The sequence below is a fragment of the Rhabdaerophilum sp. genome, assembly GCF_046092605.1.
In the GTDB taxonomy this organism is placed as follows: domain Bacteria; phylum Pseudomonadota; class Alphaproteobacteria; order Rhizobiales; family Beijerinckiaceae; genus Rhabdaerophilum.
This window is the reverse complement of record NZ_JBJTDY010000184.1, coordinates 1-14860: the sequence shown is the minus strand read 5'-3', so window position 1 is coordinate 14860 and position 14860 is coordinate 1. Positions and strand designations below refer to the sequence as shown.

Here is a 14860-nt window from a genome sequence, read left to right as displayed (position 1 = left end):
CCGCGCGCCGGCGATTCTCGTGGCTCTTCGTGAATCTGGTCACGGCCATCCTTGCATCCGCCGTCATCGGCTTCTTCGAGGGTGCGCTGCAGAAGATGGTGGCGCTTGCGGTGCTGATGCCCATTGTCGCGAGCCAGGGCGGCAATGCGGGCACCCAGACCATGACGGTCGCGGTGCGCGCGCTGGCGACGCGTGCGCTTGGCGGGAGTGGCGCGCGACGGTTCGTGGCGCGCGAGATTCGCGTCGGGCTGCTCAATGGCCTCGCCTTCGCACTGCTGATGGGCGCGGTTGCGGCCGTGTGGTTCAACTCCGTCGATCTCGGCCTCGTCATGGGCATTGCGATCATCGTGAACCTGATCGCGGCGGCCCTCGCGGGCGTGCTCGTGCCGCTGGCGTTGGACCGGATCGGGATCGATCCGGCGGTGGCTTCCGGCCCTTTCGTCACGACCGTCACGGACATGGTCGGCTTCTTCGCCTTCCTGGGCGTTGCGACCCTGTGGTTCGGGCTGTCCTGAGATTAGGGCCTTGTTAACGCCAATTCGCGTTCAGGCCGCCTCGAAGCCAATTCTGAACAAGCATTTAACATTTTTCGCCGCATTGCTGCCATTCCGGTCGGAATGTTTTCAAAGCTTGTTTCGAGACAAGAGGTTCGCTTCGTGTCCCGCCTTTTTCCTCCTCCCGCACACTGGCGCGCGGCCGTTCTCGGCGTCGTTGCGCTGTTGATGACCGCCTGCTCCGCGGCCGGAACCGTGGAGCGCGCGCATTATCCGCTCAAGAGCGATGCCAAGCCGCATGAAGGCGTTCGCAAGGCGCATTCCTTCCCCGTGCATGGCATCGATGTCTCCAAATGGCAGGGCGAGATCGACTGGGCCGAGGTGAAGCGCGCGGGCACGGCCTTCGCCTTCATCAAGGCGACCGAGGGGGGCGACCATCTCGACGAGCGGTTCCACGAGAACTGGCGGCAGGCGAAGGCGCATGGAATCCCCCGCGCGGCCTATCATTTCGTTTTCTGGTGCCGCCCGGCCCATGAGCAGGCTGACTGGTTCATCAAGAACGTGCCGAACGACAAGGACGCCTTGCCTCCGGTGCTCGATGTCGAATGGAACGGCCATTCGCGCACCTGTCCGAAGAAGATCGACCCCGATCTCGCCCGCAGGAAGATCGCGACGATGCTGAAAGCGATGGAAAAACACACAGGCAAGCGGCCGATCATCTACACGGACATTCCGTTTCACGCGGATGTGCTGGAAGGCCACTTCAAGGACTACACTTACTGGCTACGGTCCGTGGCCGCCGAGCCGCATGAGCGCTACGAGAATCGTGACTGGCTGTTCTGGCAATACACGACCACGGGGCGCGTGCCGGGCATAAGGGGACCGGTGGATCGCAATGCCTTCACCGGCAGCCGCGCGGAATGGCAGGCCTATCTGCGGCGCCAGCACGTCATCCGCTGAGCTTTCCCGGCTGTTGCGGCTGGTTTTTTCGCATCGTGCGGGTCCTGTGATGTCTTGAAGGCCCTATGATGTCGGGCAGGTCCTGCGGAGGGGGCGGCGCCTTTCCTCATCCGCGAAGGGTTTTCCGGGCGCCATGACGCCGCGACGCAGCCGGGCGGGATCGGCTCTGGAGATCCGGGTTGCCGCTCCTCATCCCGTGCATGGAAACCGGCCCCTGTCACTCGATCTGAGGGCGCTTCTTCCCGGTGACCCGCGCCGCCTCGGGCATGCGAACGCCACGCCTATCGGCGGATGCGTGCGAGTTTGGCGCGAGTTCTTTCCAACCCTCCAACCGGAGGGGCAGAACGGCGCAACGGTTAACAGGGCCTCAGCCGGCATGCTTTACAGAATGTTCATGCCACCATGGGATTTTTTGCTCCCACGCCGAGAAAAGTGTTGGAGAGAGCCATGTCACTTCGTGATCAGAATGCCGCGCGCGCCGCGCTGTATGGCGTCACGCCGGATGATTGGAAGCTGGCTCAGGCGCTTTTGGCCAAGAGCGGCGGCACGGTTGCAGGCGATGTGAAACGCTTTCGCGATGACCTTGGCACCCTCGACTATTACAAGAACATTCTCGAGCAATTCGACGTGGCGGCACCGCAGGCTGCGAAGCAGGTCGACGTCTTTATCCGGCAAGGGATGAATGACAACTATTACAACATGCTGGACGAGACCATCGAGAAGGAATTCAACACCGCGCTCGGCATTCGCCTGCATGTGTCGGTGGCGCTGTATGTGCTCCGCACGATGTTCCAGCAGATCGGCGCGGAAGTGCCGATTGTCGGGCCGCGCATCGCCGAGAAATGCGTGAAGGCTATGAACCTCATGTTCATGGATGTCTTCTGCGTCTTCGGCCTCTACCAGATCCGCTCGAATGCCGAACTCGCTCGCCGCAAGGAAACGATTGACCAGGCCGTGGCCGATTTCCAGCGTGACGTCGATGCGCTGACCCAGGTGATCCATGATGCAAATGCGCAGGTGGAAGCTGCTTCCTCCGATACGGCTATCGCCGTCCGCACGGCCGCCGAGGGCGCCGTGAAGACCTCCTCTGAAATTGCTGTTGCAACGCGAGATTTCGTGGCGACTGCTGCGGCGTCCGATGAGCTGACCTCCTCCATTGAGGAGATTGACCGCGCCATTGCTGCCAGCCTTGATGCCGTGCGTTTGGCCGTGGAGAAATCCGGATCGGCCCGCAGCGAGGTGACCAATCTCGTGCAGGCCGTCGCCGGCATCGGCACGGTTGCAGGCCTCATCAAGGCGATTGCGGAACAAACCAACCTCCTCGCGCTCAATGCGACCATCGAGGCGGCGCGGGCTGGGGAGGCCGGCAAAGGCTTTGCGGTTGTCGCTTCCGAGGTGAAGACTCTCGCAAACCAGACCGCGCAGGCTACGCAGGATATCGGTGATCGGATTGCGGCCATCCAGGAGGGTGTCGCCCGGTCGTCCGATGCGATTGCCTCGGTCTCGAACCAGCTGGAAACCAGCGCCAGCATGGCGGAAACCATCGGCTCGGCCGTGCGCCAGCAGCGCAATGCCACTGCCGAGATCGCCCAGATGATGCAGGCCGCGGTGGGGCGCGCGAACCTCATCGCGGATACCTCCGAGGAAACCCGCAAGGTCATTCTCGGCTCCGCCGGAACTTCCGATGAGTTGCGGCAGCTTTCGCAGGAACTCGGAGCGCAGACCGCCACGCTCACGGCGGCTGTCGAACGATTCTCCCAACGCCTCCGCGCGATTTGACGGGCGCGATCCCGCCCGTATTCTCCATCGAAACCCTCTGGCCTCTTGCCCGAGGAGGGTGTAATTAGGTCAGCAACACTGACCAATCCTGATGGCTTTTCCTGGGGAGGATCTCATGCTCGCGAACAGCCCGCGCGGCTTCAATTTCGATCTTGGCGAGACCGCGGATGCCATCCGGGAGAGTGTCGCCGCCTTCGCGCAGGACAAGATCGCCCCGCTCGCCGAGAAGATTGACCGCGAGGATTGGTTTCCCCGCCATCTCTGGCCCGAAATGGGCGCGCTTGGTCTGCACGGCATCACCGTGCCGGAAGAGGATGGCGGCACCGGCCTCGGCTATCTCGATCATGTCGTGGCGATGGAGGAAATCTCACGCGCCTCGGCTTCGGTGGGGCTCTCCTACGGTGCGCATTCCAATCTCTGCGTGAACCAGTTGCGCCGCTGGGGCTCGAAGGAGCAGAAATCCCGCTACCTGCCGAAGCTCATTTCCGGCGAACATCTCGGCGCGCTGGCGATGAGCGAGCCGGGCGCGGGGTCCGATGTCGTTTCGATGAAGCTGCGCGCCGAAAAGAAGGGCGACCGATACATCCTCAACGGCTCGAAGATGTGGATCACCAACGGTCCTTCCGCCGAGACGCTGATCGTCTATGCGAAAACGGATGTGAATGCTGGTCCGCGCGGCATCACCGCCTTCATCATCGAGAAGGGCCTCAAGGGGTTTTCCATCGCGCAGAAGCTTGACAAGCTCGGCATGCGCGGCTCGGAGACGGGCGAGCTCGTCTTCCAGGATTGCGAGGTGCCGGAGGAGAACCGCCTCGACCAGGAAGGCAAGGGGGTGAACATCCTGATGTCCGGCCTCGATTACGAGCGCGCGGTGCTCGCGGCGGGCCCGCTGGGCATCATGCAGGCGGCCTTCGATATCGTGCTGCCCTACGTGCATGAGCGGAAGCAGTTCGGGAAGGCAATCGGCGAATTCCAGCTCGTGCAGGGCAAGATCGCCGACATGTATGTGACGATGAATGCCTGCAAGGCCTATGTCTATGCGGTCGCCAAGGCCTGCGACCGGGGCGAGACCACCCGCGAGGATGCCGCCGGCGCGATCCTCATCGCGGCGGAGAAGGCGACAGCGCTGGCGCTCGACGCGATCCAGCTTCTGGGCGGCAACGGCTACATCAACGAATATCCCACGGGCCGCCTGCTGCGCGATGCGAAGCTCTACGAGATCGGTGCCGGCACATCCGAAATCCGCCGCATGCTGATCGGCCGGGAGCTCTTCGCGAAGGGGGCGTGAGGTGAAGGATCGAAGCTGGTTTGAAGACTACCGCGAGCCAAGCATGTTTGTTAAGGCAGCCGACATATTGAGGCAAGAGCTTAATGAACATGGATTTCTTGTTGAAAGTGGTGGCTCTTGGAGGCGAGAAGCTTGGCTTCTGGGAAAATTTGCAGTTTTGCAGGGTGCCAACTGGTGTCGTCTATTAAAAGAAGACCCACCAGATGGGATTATCGTCAAGAGCAATCAAGAAATTCTAATTGGAATAACTGAGTTTAAAGCAAATTCAGAAAGAACTGCAGTAAAATTGTCGCGAATATTAAATCATGACAAAAATAAATTTCTCGAAGAGGAATTAGATGAGGATGTTATCTGGGATCCTACGGAGGAAATTTTAGTCGATGAATTAATTTTCATCATAAACAAGAAAAAATCAAAAAATTATAATGCACAAATAAATCTTTTGATATATTTCAATCATAGTAATTTCAAATACTATAATAATAAAATGATTGAGTCGAGTTTCTATGCTGCCTGTGAGAAATCGAGGGCTAATTTTCCTTCAATATATCTGTTGTTGAGAGATATCGTTTTTGTTTATCCTAAAAATTGATTTTGATAGCTTAGGCGCTCTATAAAGGCCTCGCGACTTTACGAGGTTTTTGATCACTCGCTCCGTGGCTGGCTCAACCGGTAGACGCCCTTGAAATCCGTGGGGTCGACCGGCTTGCCCTTGCGGGTGATCACCAGCCGGCCAGCCAGCGCCAGGCGCACGGCCTCGCGTCGCACGGGCTGCATCAGCGGGCCCCAGCCATCCGGGTGCGGGCCGCCAAGGGCGCGCGCCGCTTCGGACGGGCAGAAGGTCTTTTCCGGCCCGCGTTCGGCGGCCAGCGCCAGCAGCTTTTCCTCGATCATGGTGTCGCTCATCGGCCCGAATCCCCTGCGGCGTCGGGTGCCCGTTTGCGCCGCGTTTGCCGACTGGTCAATGCGATCTGCCCCATGCACCGGGCCTCAAGACGTTACGCATGGCCGCGTTGCACAATCGGGCCGGAAAACGCACTCTTCGGCACGTTCGGCTTTCGATTCGCGGGGCCAGGAGGGGATATGCCGCAGACCATCACCAAGGGCTACAAGGCCCTGCTGGAAGAGGCGAACGCGCTGATCCGTACGCTCGGCGTGGAAGAAGCCCGCGCCATGCACGGGCAGGGCGATGTGGTCTTCGTGGACCTGCGCGATCCACGCGAACTCGAGCGCGAGGGCAGGTTGCCCGGCGCGTTCCATTGTCCGCGCGGCATGCTCGAATTCTGGATCGACCCCGAAAGCCCCTATGCGAAGCCGGTTTTTCAGCAAGACAAGACGTTCATCTTTTTCTGCGCTGGCGGCTGGCGATCGGCGCTTGCCGCCAGAACCGCCCAGGAAATGGGCCTCAAGCCCGTCGCCCATATCGAGGGAGGGTTCGGGGCCTGGAAGAAATCTGGCGCGCCCGTTCAGCTTCCGGAACCCTTGACTGGGGAGAAACCATGAAGACCAACGCGACCGTTCCGCCGCGCTTTCCGCCCAAGCTCACGCTCATCATCGGCAACAAGAATTATTCGTCATGGTCTCTCCGTCCGTGGCTTGCCATGGCGGCCAAGGGCGTTCCCTTCGCGGAAATCCTGGTGCCGCTGGGCCACGCGAACACGAAACAGCAATTGCAGCAATATTCGCCCACGGGCCTCGTCCCGGCGCTGAAATACGGCAATCTCGTTTTGTGGGAATCGCTCTCGATCATCGAGTTCGCGGCCGAGAAACACCCCGAGGCGAAGCTCTGGCCCGAGGATCTCGAAGTCCGCGCGATCGCCCGCTCGCTCGCGCTGGAGATGCATGCCGGCTTCCACGCCCTGCGCCAGCACCTGCCGATGAACCTCAAGCGGCAATCCTCGCGCCGGCTGAGCTCGGCCGCCGAGGCCGAGGTGATGCGCTTCGCCGGCTATGTGCGGCAGCTGCGCCTCGAATATGGCGCCGGCGGCCCGTTCCTCTTCGGTGAGTTCTGCGCGGCGGATGCGATGTTCGCCCCGCTCTGCACGCGGCTTCGCTCGTATGAAATCTCCGTCGATCGCACGACGCATGATTACATCGAGGCGATCTACCGCCTGCCGGCCTTCCAGAAATGGTACCAGGCGGCCGTGGCCGAGCCCTGGAAGATCGATGATGTCGACAACATCGACAAAATCCGTTCGAGCCGCTGAAACTCGCCATTGAAACTCGCCGGGGAACCGTGAATAAGGGGAGCCAGAAAGTGGTATACCACTCTGGCTTCCGCCATTCCCGAGGATTTCGATGGCTGTTCTTCGCTCGCAATTTGACCCTTCCGCCCCCGAATCCGAGCTGAATGCGCGGGAATGGGCGAAGCTCCGGGCGGAGCTGATCGAAAATCGTCGCATCGCGGCCCTCGGCGGCCCGGGCAAGGCCCGCGAGCGGCATGTCTCCCGTGGGAAGCTGCTGCCGCGCGACCGCGTGATGGGCCTGCTCGATCCCGGTTCGCCCTTCCTCGAGGTCGGCGCGCTGGCCGCCCACGGCATGTATGAGGGTGATATTCACGGCGCCGGCATGATCGCCGGCATCGGCCGCGTCGAAGGCCGCGAGGTGATGGTGGTCTGCAACGATGCGACTATCAAGGGCGGCACCTACTATCCTCTGACCGTGAAGAAGCATCTGCGCGCCCAGGAAATCGCCCGCGAGAACCGCCTGCCTTGCGTCTACCTCGTGGATAGCGGCGGCGCGAACCTGCCGCACCAGACCGATGTGTTCCCGGATCGCGAACATTTCGGCCGCATCTTCTACAACCAGGCGACGATGTCGGGCCTGGGCATCCCGCAGATCGCGGTGGTCATGGGCTCCTGCACGGCCGGTGGGGCCTATGTGCCGGCGATGTCGGATGAAACCATCATCGTGCGGAAGCAAGGCACGATCTTTCTCGGTGGCCCTCCGTTGGTGAAGGCCGCGACGGGCGAGGTGGTCTCGGCGGAGGATCTCGGCGGCGCGGATGTGCATGCCCGCCGCTCCGGCGTGGCGGACCATTACGCGGCAGATGACCGGCATGCGCTGGCGCTGGCGCGGCGCGCCGTGGCGAATCTCAACAGCCGCAAGCCGGCGGATATCGCGCTCGGCGAGCCGGAAGATCCCGTGCTCGACGCGGGCGAACTCGAAGCCCTCGTGCCGACCGATCTCAAGCGGCAATACGACATCCGCGAGGTGATCGGCCGCATTGTCGATGGCTCGCGCTTCGATGAATTCAAGGCGCTTTACGGGACGACCCTGGTGACGGGCTTCGCCTCGATCCACGGCATTCCCGTGGGCATCATCGCGAATAACGGCATCCTGTTCTCGGAAAGCGCGCAGAAGGGCGCGCATTTCGTGGAATTGTGCTGCCAAAGGCGCATTCCGCTGCTGTTTCTGCAGAACACCTCGGGCTTCATGGTCGGCAGCCAGTATGAGGCGGGCGGCATCGCGAAGGATGGCGCGAAGCTGGTCACGGCAGTCGCCTGCGCCGCTGTGCCGAAGATCACGGTGCTGGTCGGCGGCTCGTTCGGCGCAGGGAACTACGGCATGTGCGGACGCGCCTATTCGCCCCGCTTCCTCTTCACCTGGCCGAATTCGCGCATCTCCGTGATGGGCGGCGAGCAGGCCGCGAGCGTGCTCGCGACCGTGAAGCGCGACAACATCGAGGCCGAGGGCAAGAGCTGGTCAGCGGCCGAGGAAGAAGCCTTCAAGGCGCCGATCCGCGCGAAATACGAGGAGGAGGGCTCGCCCTACCACGCCACCGCGCGGCTCTGGGATGACGGCATCATCCTGCCAAGCGAAACGCGGCGTGTCTTGGGCTTGGCCTTCTCGGCCTGCCTCAATGCGCCGGTGCCCGAGACGCGGTTCGGTGTGTTCAGGATGTGAGGGGTTGCGTCGAGTCCGCAAAGTATTACATTGCGCTCATATGCGAGCATTGGAGAATGAGCCATGTCTGCGACCCTCTCTGTTCGTTTTGACGACGAGGCCAAACTCGAGGCGTTGGACAAGCTCGCCGCGAGCATGGATCGCTCGCGCAACTGGATCGTGAACCGCGCGATCGAGCGCTATCTCGCCGAGCAGGCCTGGCAGATCGAAAAGATCGAGCAGGGCATTGCTCAGGCGGATCGCGGAGAATTTGCTTCTTCGGAACAGGTGGAAGCGGCTTTCGCCCGGTTCAGGGCAAAGGCCCGGGCCGCTGAATGAAGCTTGTCTGGACCGCGCAGGCCGTCGCCGATCTGGTCGAGATCGCCGATTACGTGTCCGAGCATCACCCCGACGCGGCCATCGCCTTGCGTGACAGGCTTCGCTCCGTGATCGAGGGTCTGGTCGATTTTCCGATGGCTGGCCGCCCCGGCCGGGTGGCGGAAACGCGCGAATTGGTCGTGCCCGGTTCGAATTATCTCGTGCCCTACCGCGTGCATGAGGGCCGGGTCGAAATCCTCGCCATTGTTCACGCCGCGCGCGATTGGCCGGAAAGCTTCTAGCCCATTCCCCTCGCGCCCGTTCCGCCCTAGACATCGTGCAACAACAACACGGGGGAGGCGGTTATGGGCGAAGCGGGCGCAGTCAAGATCGCCATCATCACGGGCGCGGGGTCTGGCGTGGGGCGCGCGGTGGCGCAGGCCTTCCTGAAGGATGGCTACCGGGTGGCGCTCGTCGGCCGCAAGGTCGATACGCTTGCCGCCACCGCCGAGGGTTTCCCGGCGGACAACGTGCTCATCCTCCCCGCCGACGTGACCGACCATGAACAGGTCGATTCCCTGTTCGATGCCACGGTGAAGGCCTGGGGCCGCGTGGATGTTGTGTTCAACAATGCCGGTATCGGTGCTCCGCCCGTGGAATGGGACGAACTCCCCATCGAACGCTGGAAGGCGGTGGTGGATACGAACCTCTCGGGCGTGTTCTTCTGCATGCGCGCGGCCTTCCGCGTGATGAAGGCGCAGAATCCGCGAGGTGGTCGCATCATCAACAACGGATCGGTCTCGAGCTACACGCCGCGCCCCTGTTCGGCAGCCTATACCGCGACGAAGCATGCGGTTCTGGGGCTGACGAAAACCGGCTCGCTCGATGGTCGCAAGCACGACATCGCCGTGGGGCAGATCGATATCGGCAATGCGCTGACCGAAATGGCCATGCCCATGACCAGGGGCGTGCTGCAGGCCAATGGCTCGATCGGCATCGAGCCGACCATGGATGTGCAGCATGTGGCGAATGCCGTTCTGCACATGGCGAGCCTGCCGCTCGAAGCCAATGTTCTCACCATGAACGTGATGGCCACCAAGATGCCCTTCGTGGGCCGGGGCTGACCGCCGATTTCACCGCCTCAGGCGCCGAATTCCCTCTCGAAACGTTGGCGCTCCTCCGCTATGCCGGGGCGTCCCTTTCTCACCCGCCACAAAGGAAAAAAGTCCCATGGCCACCATCACCCGCATCGAAGCCGGCTCGCGCATGTCGAAAGCCGTCGTGCATGGCGACACGGTTTATCTCGCCGGCATCGTCGCCGACGACAACAGCCAGGACGTGACCGGCCAGACCAGGCAGATCCTCGCCGAGATCGATCGTCTGCTGGCGCTCGCCGGAACCGATAAATCGAAGCTGCTGCGCGCGAATATCTGGCTCAGCGACATCTCGACCTTCGGCCAGATGAACGCGGTGTGGGATGCCTGGGTGAGCCCCGGCAACACCCCGGCGCGCGCCACTGTCGAGGCCTCGCTCGCGACCCCCGATTACAAGGTCGAGATCATGGTGGTCGCGGCGAAGTGAGCCGATGAAAGGCGCGGCGCTCCATCCTGATGATGAGCACCGCGCCTATTCCCGCGCGGTGAAGATCATCATCGGCGCCATCCTGATGATCGCCATGCCGCAGATCGTCTATGCCTGGGCCATCGGTAACCGGTTCCTGATGAAGGACGGGTTCGACTGGAGCTATGATGTCGTGCTCTGGGGCGTCGCGCTCGCCTGTTTCGGGCGGAGCCTGCGCGCCGAGAACCTCGCCGCGCTCGCGATCGCCGGCGTGATGTTCGTGGCGGGATGCCACACGGCTTACGACCTCTGGGACAAGATCATGACCGGGCGCCGGCCGGAATTCTGGGTCGCGGGCTGGTCGAGCTTTACCATGGTATCAATCGCGCTGCTGCTGCTCGGGGTGATGTGGCGCTTCCGGAAATCCGATAACGCGCTGGTGGCCGCGACCTGGCTTTCGAGCCGCAATTCCATCATCATCACCCTGTGTTTTGCGGCGATCAGCCTGTTCGCCCGCACCCGTGACAGCCAGGGAGCGGAAATCGCCCTGGACCTGCTGGCGATTGGCCTCTCGTTTCAAGCAGTCTACGCCATCTTGACGAAACTTCGCTGGTATACCAAACGGGAAGACACCGAGGAGAGCCGGGCCTCAAGCCCTTGAAGGGCGACGCGGCGGGAGTGACAACGATGTTCCGTTCGGTTCTGATTGCCAATCGCGGCGAGATCGCCCTGCGCGTCGCGCGCACGGCGCGGCGCATGGGTTTGCGCGTCATCGCGGTGCATTCGGATGCGGATGCGAAGGCACCCTTCGTGGCTTTTGCGGATGAGGCGCATCGCATCGGCCCGGCCCCGGCGCGCGAGAGCTATCTCGTCGCAGAGCGCATTCTGACGGTCGCGAAGCAGGCCGGCGCGGAGTGTATTCATCCGGGCTACGGCTTTCTCTCGGAGAACGCGGAGTTCGCCGAGGCCTGCGCGGCCGCCGGCATCGCTTTCGTGGGCCCGCCGGCTTCCGCCATCCGTGCCATGGGCCTGAAGGATGCTGCGAAGTCTTTGGTCGAGAAAGCCGGCGTGCCGGTGGTGCCCGGTTATCACGGCGAGATACAGGACGCGGCCTTCCTGAAGGAGAGGGCCGACCAGATCGGCTATCCCGTGCTCATCAAGGCGGTCGCGGGCGGTGGCGGCAAGGGCATGCGGCGCGTCGATCGCCATGTCGATTTCGAGGAGGCCCTGGCTTCCGCCCAGCGTGAGGCCACCAATGCCTTTGGGGATGCGCGCGTGCTGGTCGAGAAATATGTCACCGCGCCGCGCCACGTGGAGGTTCAGGTCTTCGGCGACCAGCACGGCCACGTGATCCATTTCTTCGAGCGTGATTGCTCGATGCAGCGCCGCCACCAGAAGGTGATCGAGGAAGCGCCGGCACCGGGCATGAGTCGGGAAGTGCGCGCGGCCTTCGGGAAGGCGGCGGTCGAGGCCGCGAAGGCCGTCGGCTATTACGGCGCCGGCACGATCGAGTTCATCGCGGATGGCTCGCAGGGGCTTCGCGCGGATGGCTTCTATTTCATGGAGATGAACACGCGCCTGCAAGTCGAGCATCCGGTGACCGAGATGATCACCGGCTTCGATCTCGTGGAACTGCAATTGCGTGTCGCCGCGGGCCAAAGGCTGCCGGTGAGGCAGGATGAGTTGATGATCCACGGCCACGCCGTGGAAGCGCGGCTCTATGCCGAGGAGCCCGAGCGCGGCTTCCTGCCCTCCACCGGCAAGCTGCATGCGCTGCGCCTGCCTTCGGGTGAGGGATTGCGCATCGATTCAGGCGTGACCGAAGGCGGCGAAGTGACGCCCTTCTACGATCCGATGATCGCCAAGATCATCGCCCATGGACCGGATCGTGAGACGGCTTTGGACCGCCTCGGCCTTGCCCTGGAAAGCACCGTCGTCGCCGGCCCCAAGACCAACACGCGCTTCCTCAAGGCCCTGATCGACCATCCGGATTTCCGCGCCGCGAAGCTCGATACGGGGCTGATTGACCGAAACCTCGCGGCACTTGGCATTCTCACGCCGGAGATCGACCCGGAAACCCTCGCGGTCGGCACGCTGGCTTTCGCCGCCCGCGAGAAGGAGCGGCTGGAGGCGGTCGCCTCGGCGCGTTCCGGCTGGCCGTCCGATCCGTGGAGCAACTCGGATGGCTTTTCGCTCCATCCCGGCCGCGAGGCGAGCTTGCGCGTGCTCGTGGAGGGCGAAACGCGCGATGTGCGGCTCGATGCTGCCGCCGAAGCGGCGATCGACATCCCGAAGACGGGCCATCGGAACTTCACGCTGGTTGAGACCGGCGACACCAATTTCATCCTTGTCGATGGCCTGCAGACCGAAATGTGCATGGTCGATCCCCTTGACGTCACCTTCGACGATTCGGTCGGCGATGCCGGCGGCAATGTGAAATCGCCGATGCATGGCAAGCTCGTGGCTCTGTTCGTGGTCGAGGGCGAGCGAGTCGAGAAGGGCCAGCGCGTCGCCATTGTCGAGGCTATGAAGATGGAGCATCCCGTGCTTGCGCCGCGCGCGGGCAGGGTCGAGGGCATCGCCTTTGAAGCCGGGGCGCAGATGGGGCAGGGCGCGCGCATCCTTTCCGTCGCAGAGGCGTGATTCGTGGCGCTGCACATTCTGAAACTCTGCGTCGGTTGTGAATCCATCGCCGATCTCGAAAGCTGGATCGAGGAGAACCGCCTGCTGCATCAGCGGCTGAAGCGGCCCTACCGGCAGTTCCACACCACGCGGATGACGCCGAAGCGGATGGACGAGATCCTCGGCGGAGGTTCGCTTTACTGGGTCATCAAGGGTTTTCTCTCGGCCCGCCAGCGCATCGAGGCGATCGAGCCCTTCACGGATACGGATTGCATCCAGCGCTGCCATCTGGTGCTGGAGCCGGTGGTGATCCCCGTGCGCTCCCGCCCCGTGCGGCCCTTCCAGGGTTGGCGCTACCTGACGGAGAAGGACGCGCCGCCCGATCTCTCGCAGCAGGGGGCGGATCTCGCGGAAATGCCGGAATCGCTGCAGCGGGAATTGCGCGCGCTGGGCCTGCTCTGATAGCCCTTGGGGCAGGGACGAGCGCGCGGAGAGAACCCTTGACCTACATCGTGTCCACGCTGGTTTTCGGTGCGATCGTCTGGTGGTTCGCCCTCGGCCCTGGCCGCAAGGCGGGCGAGAGCCTTTCGCCCTTCATGCGCAAGGTCGCCGGCCTCGGCGCGGGCGCGGTGGGAATCGCGCTCGGCATGAAGGGACGCTGGGATTTCGCGATCGTGCTGGTTTCGCTCTCGGCCTGGCTGCTCGGCTTCAGGCTGCCGAAGATGTTCGATCCCATCGGAAACGCGCGGAAATCACAGATCCGAACCATCGCGCTGCTGGTGACCATCGATCTCGTCTCGAACGAGATCGAGGCGCAGGTGCTCGCCGGTCGTTTCGCAGGCAAGCGCGTCGACCAGATCGCCGACAAGGATCTCGTGATGCTTGCGCAGGATCTCGCGCAGCTCGATCCCTCAGGGCTTGCGCTGCTTCTGAATGATCTCGACCGCCGCGCACCCGGTTGGCGTGAGCACGTGCAGGTCGATGCGCAGGCGGGGGCCGGAGATCCGCGCGCGGCCTCCGCCGAAATGCGCGAAGACGAGGCTTATCAGATCCTTGGGCTGGAACCGGGCGCGGGTGAGGAGGCCATCCGCGCCGCGCACCGGGCGCTGATCGCGCGGCTGCACCCCGACAGGGGCGGCCCCACGGCCCTCGCGGCGCTCGTGAACCGGGCGAAGGATGTCGCGCTCGCCGCTCGCCGCTAGGCCGCGCCGATCGAGCGGGTGGTCGAGGCCAGTCCAGAGGCCCGAGAGGCTGGTGGGATCCACGGCGTCCATCATGGTTGCTCCAGGAATCAGGGTCGCTGGGCGAAACAATTGAACCCGGTGCGCTTCAGCACCTTGCAGGCTTCCTGCGCTTCATCGGCCTCGAAGCCGGCGAAGCGCGCGCGGTAGAGAACTGTCCCGCCCTTGCTCACCGCTTCGGTGAAGGCTTCGGCGCTTCGCAGCAGCCGGCCGTTCCTTTCGCGGGCATTGTCGAGCAGGGTCCGGGCCTTGGCCTCGCTCTCGGCTGCGGCCAGCTGGATCACCCAGCCTGTCCGGGCGGGAGCGGGCACCGCTGCGGCACGGGCCGTGGGTTGCGGCGCTACCTCCGGCTGGGGCTGGGGCTGCGCCTGCGCGGCGGCGACGCGCTGCGCGGGAGCCGCAGCCACCGGGTTCGGCGGGATGACGGGAGACGCCACCGGTTCGGAGGGAGCCGTGGCTGAGAAGGGGGACGGCGCGCGCTGCTCCACCTTGCGCGGCAGCGGCTGGCCACCGTCAGCCTGTGGCATCTTGGCTGGCAGGGCGTTCGTGAATTGCACATTGCCCGGCGGCACGATGCGATTCTCGCGCGGAGGCGGCAGCGGATCGGCATTGCTGATCGCCTGCAGGGCCTGCGAGCGCGGCGTCGTGCCCACGAGCGCGAGCGGCGTCGTGGCGCCCCCCGCGGGCGGCGGGCCGCCGGAAATCGCAAGGCC

The 14860-nt window shown here is 63.5% G+C and carries 18 protein-coding genes; 16 read left to right on the top strand and 2 right to left on the bottom strand.

The window, feature by feature from the left end:
* The 5 genes from ACKODO_RS14740 to ACKODO_RS14720 all read left to right on the top strand — a co-directional run.
* Positions 1 to 515: magnesium transporter (locus tag ACKODO_RS14740; protein ID WP_408984199.1), on the top strand; the 515-nt coding region annotated here is incomplete at its 5' end.
* Positions 516 to 722: 207 nt separating this feature from the next.
* Entirely contained in the window at positions 723 to 1454 is a 732-nt protein-coding gene (locus ACKODO_RS14735) for a GH25 family lysozyme (protein WP_408984200.1), read from the top strand.
* Positions 1455 to 1901: 447 nt separating this feature from the next.
* Positions 1902 to 3233 (top strand): methyl-accepting chemotaxis protein, encoded by a 1332-nt coding sequence (locus ACKODO_RS14730; RefSeq protein WP_408984198.1) that lies wholly within the window; start codon positions 1902 to 1904, stop codon positions 3231 to 3233.
* A 115-nt stretch (positions 3234 to 3348) separates the two neighbouring features.
* Positions 3349 to 4521 (top strand): isovaleryl-CoA dehydrogenase, encoded by a 1173-nt coding sequence (locus ACKODO_RS14725; protein WP_408984197.1) that lies wholly within the window; start codon positions 3349 to 3351, stop codon positions 4519 to 4521.
* A gap of 1 nt (position 4522) precedes the next feature.
* The gene (locus ACKODO_RS14720; protein ID WP_408984196.1) at positions 4523 to 5113 is read left to right on the top strand and encodes a hypothetical protein; all 591 of its coding nucleotides are present in this window, start codon (positions 4523 to 4525) and stop codon (positions 5111 to 5113) included.
* 53 nt (positions 5114 to 5166) lie between these two features.
* On the opposite strand, the gene ACKODO_RS14715 is transcribed toward ACKODO_RS14720, so the two are convergent.
* Entirely contained in the window at positions 5167 to 5427 is a 261-nt protein-coding gene (locus ACKODO_RS14715) for a DUF3253 domain-containing protein (protein WP_408984195.1), read from the bottom strand.
* Between the two features lie 177 nt (positions 5428 to 5604).
* On the opposite strand from ACKODO_RS14715, the gene ACKODO_RS14710 reads away from it, so the two are divergent.
* The 11 genes from ACKODO_RS14710 to ACKODO_RS14660 all read left to right on the top strand — a co-directional run bounded on the left by ACKODO_RS14710 (position 5605) and on the right by ACKODO_RS14660 (position 14108).
* The gene (locus ACKODO_RS14710) at positions 5605 to 6024 is read left to right on the top strand and encodes a rhodanese-like domain-containing protein (protein WP_408984194.1); all 420 of its coding nucleotides are present in this window, start codon (positions 5605 to 5607) and stop codon (positions 6022 to 6024) included.
* Entirely contained in the window at positions 6021 to 6728 is a 708-nt protein-coding gene (locus ACKODO_RS14705) for a glutathione S-transferase family protein (RefSeq protein WP_408984193.1), read from the top strand. The genes ACKODO_RS14710 and ACKODO_RS14705 overlap by 4 nt, the downstream gene beginning before the upstream one ends.
* 91 nt (positions 6729 to 6819) lie before the next feature.
* Positions 6820 to 8427: a carboxyl transferase domain-containing protein gene (locus tag ACKODO_RS14700; RefSeq protein ID WP_408984192.1), complete on the top strand. Its 1608-nt coding sequence runs from the start codon at positions 6820 to 6822 to the stop codon at positions 8425 to 8427.
* Positions 8428 to 8490: 63 nt separating this feature from the next.
* The gene (locus ACKODO_RS14695; RefSeq protein WP_408984191.1) at positions 8491 to 8745 is read left to right on the top strand and encodes a CopG family ribbon-helix-helix protein; all 255 of its coding nucleotides are present in this window, start codon (positions 8491 to 8493) and stop codon (positions 8743 to 8745) included.
* A complete protein-coding gene (locus ACKODO_RS14690; RefSeq protein ID WP_408984190.1) occupies positions 8742 to 9026 on the top strand; it encodes a type II toxin-antitoxin system RelE/ParE family toxin in 285 nt (94 codons plus the stop codon). The genes ACKODO_RS14695 and ACKODO_RS14690 overlap by 4 nt, the downstream gene beginning before the upstream one ends.
* 63 nt (positions 9027 to 9089) lie before the next feature.
* Entirely contained in the window at positions 9090 to 9848 is a 759-nt protein-coding gene (locus ACKODO_RS14685; RefSeq protein WP_408984189.1) for an SDR family oxidoreductase, read from the top strand.
* 106 nt (positions 9849 to 9954) lie between these two features.
* Positions 9955 to 10305: a RidA family protein gene (locus tag ACKODO_RS14680; RefSeq protein WP_408984188.1), complete on the top strand. Its 351-nt coding sequence runs from the start codon at positions 9955 to 9957 to the stop codon at positions 10303 to 10305.
* Between the two features lie 4 nt (positions 10306 to 10309).
* Positions 10310 to 10945: a hypothetical protein gene (locus ACKODO_RS14675; protein ID WP_408984187.1), complete on the top strand. Its 636-nt coding sequence runs from the start codon at positions 10310 to 10312 to the stop codon at positions 10943 to 10945.
* Between the two features lie 26 nt (positions 10946 to 10971).
* Complete coding sequence (locus tag ACKODO_RS14670; RefSeq protein ID WP_408984186.1) at positions 10972 to 12927, top strand: biotin carboxylase N-terminal domain-containing protein; 1956 nt, start codon at positions 10972 to 10974, stop codon at positions 12925 to 12927.
* Between the two features lie 3 nt (positions 12928 to 12930).
* On the top strand, positions 12931 to 13368 hold the full coding sequence (locus tag ACKODO_RS14665) for a DUF1489 family protein (RefSeq protein ID WP_408984185.1): 438 nt from the start codon (positions 12931 to 12933) through the stop codon (positions 13366 to 13368).
* A gap of 38 nt (positions 13369 to 13406) precedes the next feature.
* A complete protein-coding gene (locus ACKODO_RS14660) occupies positions 13407 to 14108 on the top strand; it encodes a J domain-containing protein (RefSeq protein WP_408984184.1) in 702 nt (233 codons plus the stop codon).
* An 89-nt stretch (positions 14109 to 14197) separates the two neighbouring features.
* Here the strand turns inward: ACKODO_RS14660 and ACKODO_RS14655 are convergent.
* A partial coding sequence (locus ACKODO_RS14655) for an SPOR domain-containing protein (protein ID WP_408984183.1) occupies positions 14198 to 14860 on the bottom strand: 663 nt, incomplete at its 5' end.

Excerpts from the sequence above, each read along its gene's own strand:
- ACKODO_RS14735 (WP_408984200.1), top strand. The coding sequence starts at position 723 with ATGACCGCCTGCTCCGCGGCCGGAACCGTGGAGCGCGCGCATTATCCG.
- ACKODO_RS14730 (WP_408984198.1), top strand. The coding sequence starts at position 1,902 with ATGTCACTTCGTGATCAGAATGCCGCGCGCGCCGCGCTGTATGGCGTC.
- ACKODO_RS14725 (WP_408984197.1), top strand. The coding sequence starts at position 3,349 with ATGCTCGCGAACAGCCCGCGCGGCTTCAATTTCGATCTTGGCGAGACC.
- ACKODO_RS14715 (WP_408984195.1), bottom strand. The coding sequence starts at position 5,427 with ATGAGCGACACCATGATCGAGGAAAAGCTGCTGGCGCTGGCCGCCGAA.
- ACKODO_RS14710 (WP_408984194.1), top strand. The coding sequence starts at position 5,605 with ATGCCGCAGACCATCACCAAGGGCTACAAGGCCCTGCTGGAAGAGGCG.
- ACKODO_RS14705 (WP_408984193.1), top strand. The coding sequence starts at position 6,021 with ATGAAGACCAACGCGACCGTTCCGCCGCGCTTTCCGCCCAAGCTCACG.
- ACKODO_RS14700 (WP_408984192.1), top strand. The coding sequence starts at position 6,820 with ATGGCTGTTCTTCGCTCGCAATTTGACCCTTCCGCCCCCGAATCCGAG.
- ACKODO_RS14695 (WP_408984191.1), top strand. The coding sequence starts at position 8,491 with ATGTCTGCGACCCTCTCTGTTCGTTTTGACGACGAGGCCAAACTCGAG.
- ACKODO_RS14690 (WP_408984190.1), top strand. The coding sequence starts at position 8,742 with ATGAAGCTTGTCTGGACCGCGCAGGCCGTCGCCGATCTGGTCGAGATC.
- ACKODO_RS14685 (WP_408984189.1), top strand. The coding sequence starts at position 9,090 with ATGGGCGAAGCGGGCGCAGTCAAGATCGCCATCATCACGGGCGCGGGG.
- ACKODO_RS14680 (WP_408984188.1), top strand. The coding sequence starts at position 9,955 with ATGGCCACCATCACCCGCATCGAAGCCGGCTCGCGCATGTCGAAAGCC.
- ACKODO_RS14675 (WP_408984187.1), top strand. The coding sequence starts at position 10,310 with ATGAAAGGCGCGGCGCTCCATCCTGATGATGAGCACCGCGCCTATTCC.
- ACKODO_RS14670 (WP_408984186.1), top strand. The coding sequence starts at position 10,972 with ATGTTCCGTTCGGTTCTGATTGCCAATCGCGGCGAGATCGCCCTGCGC.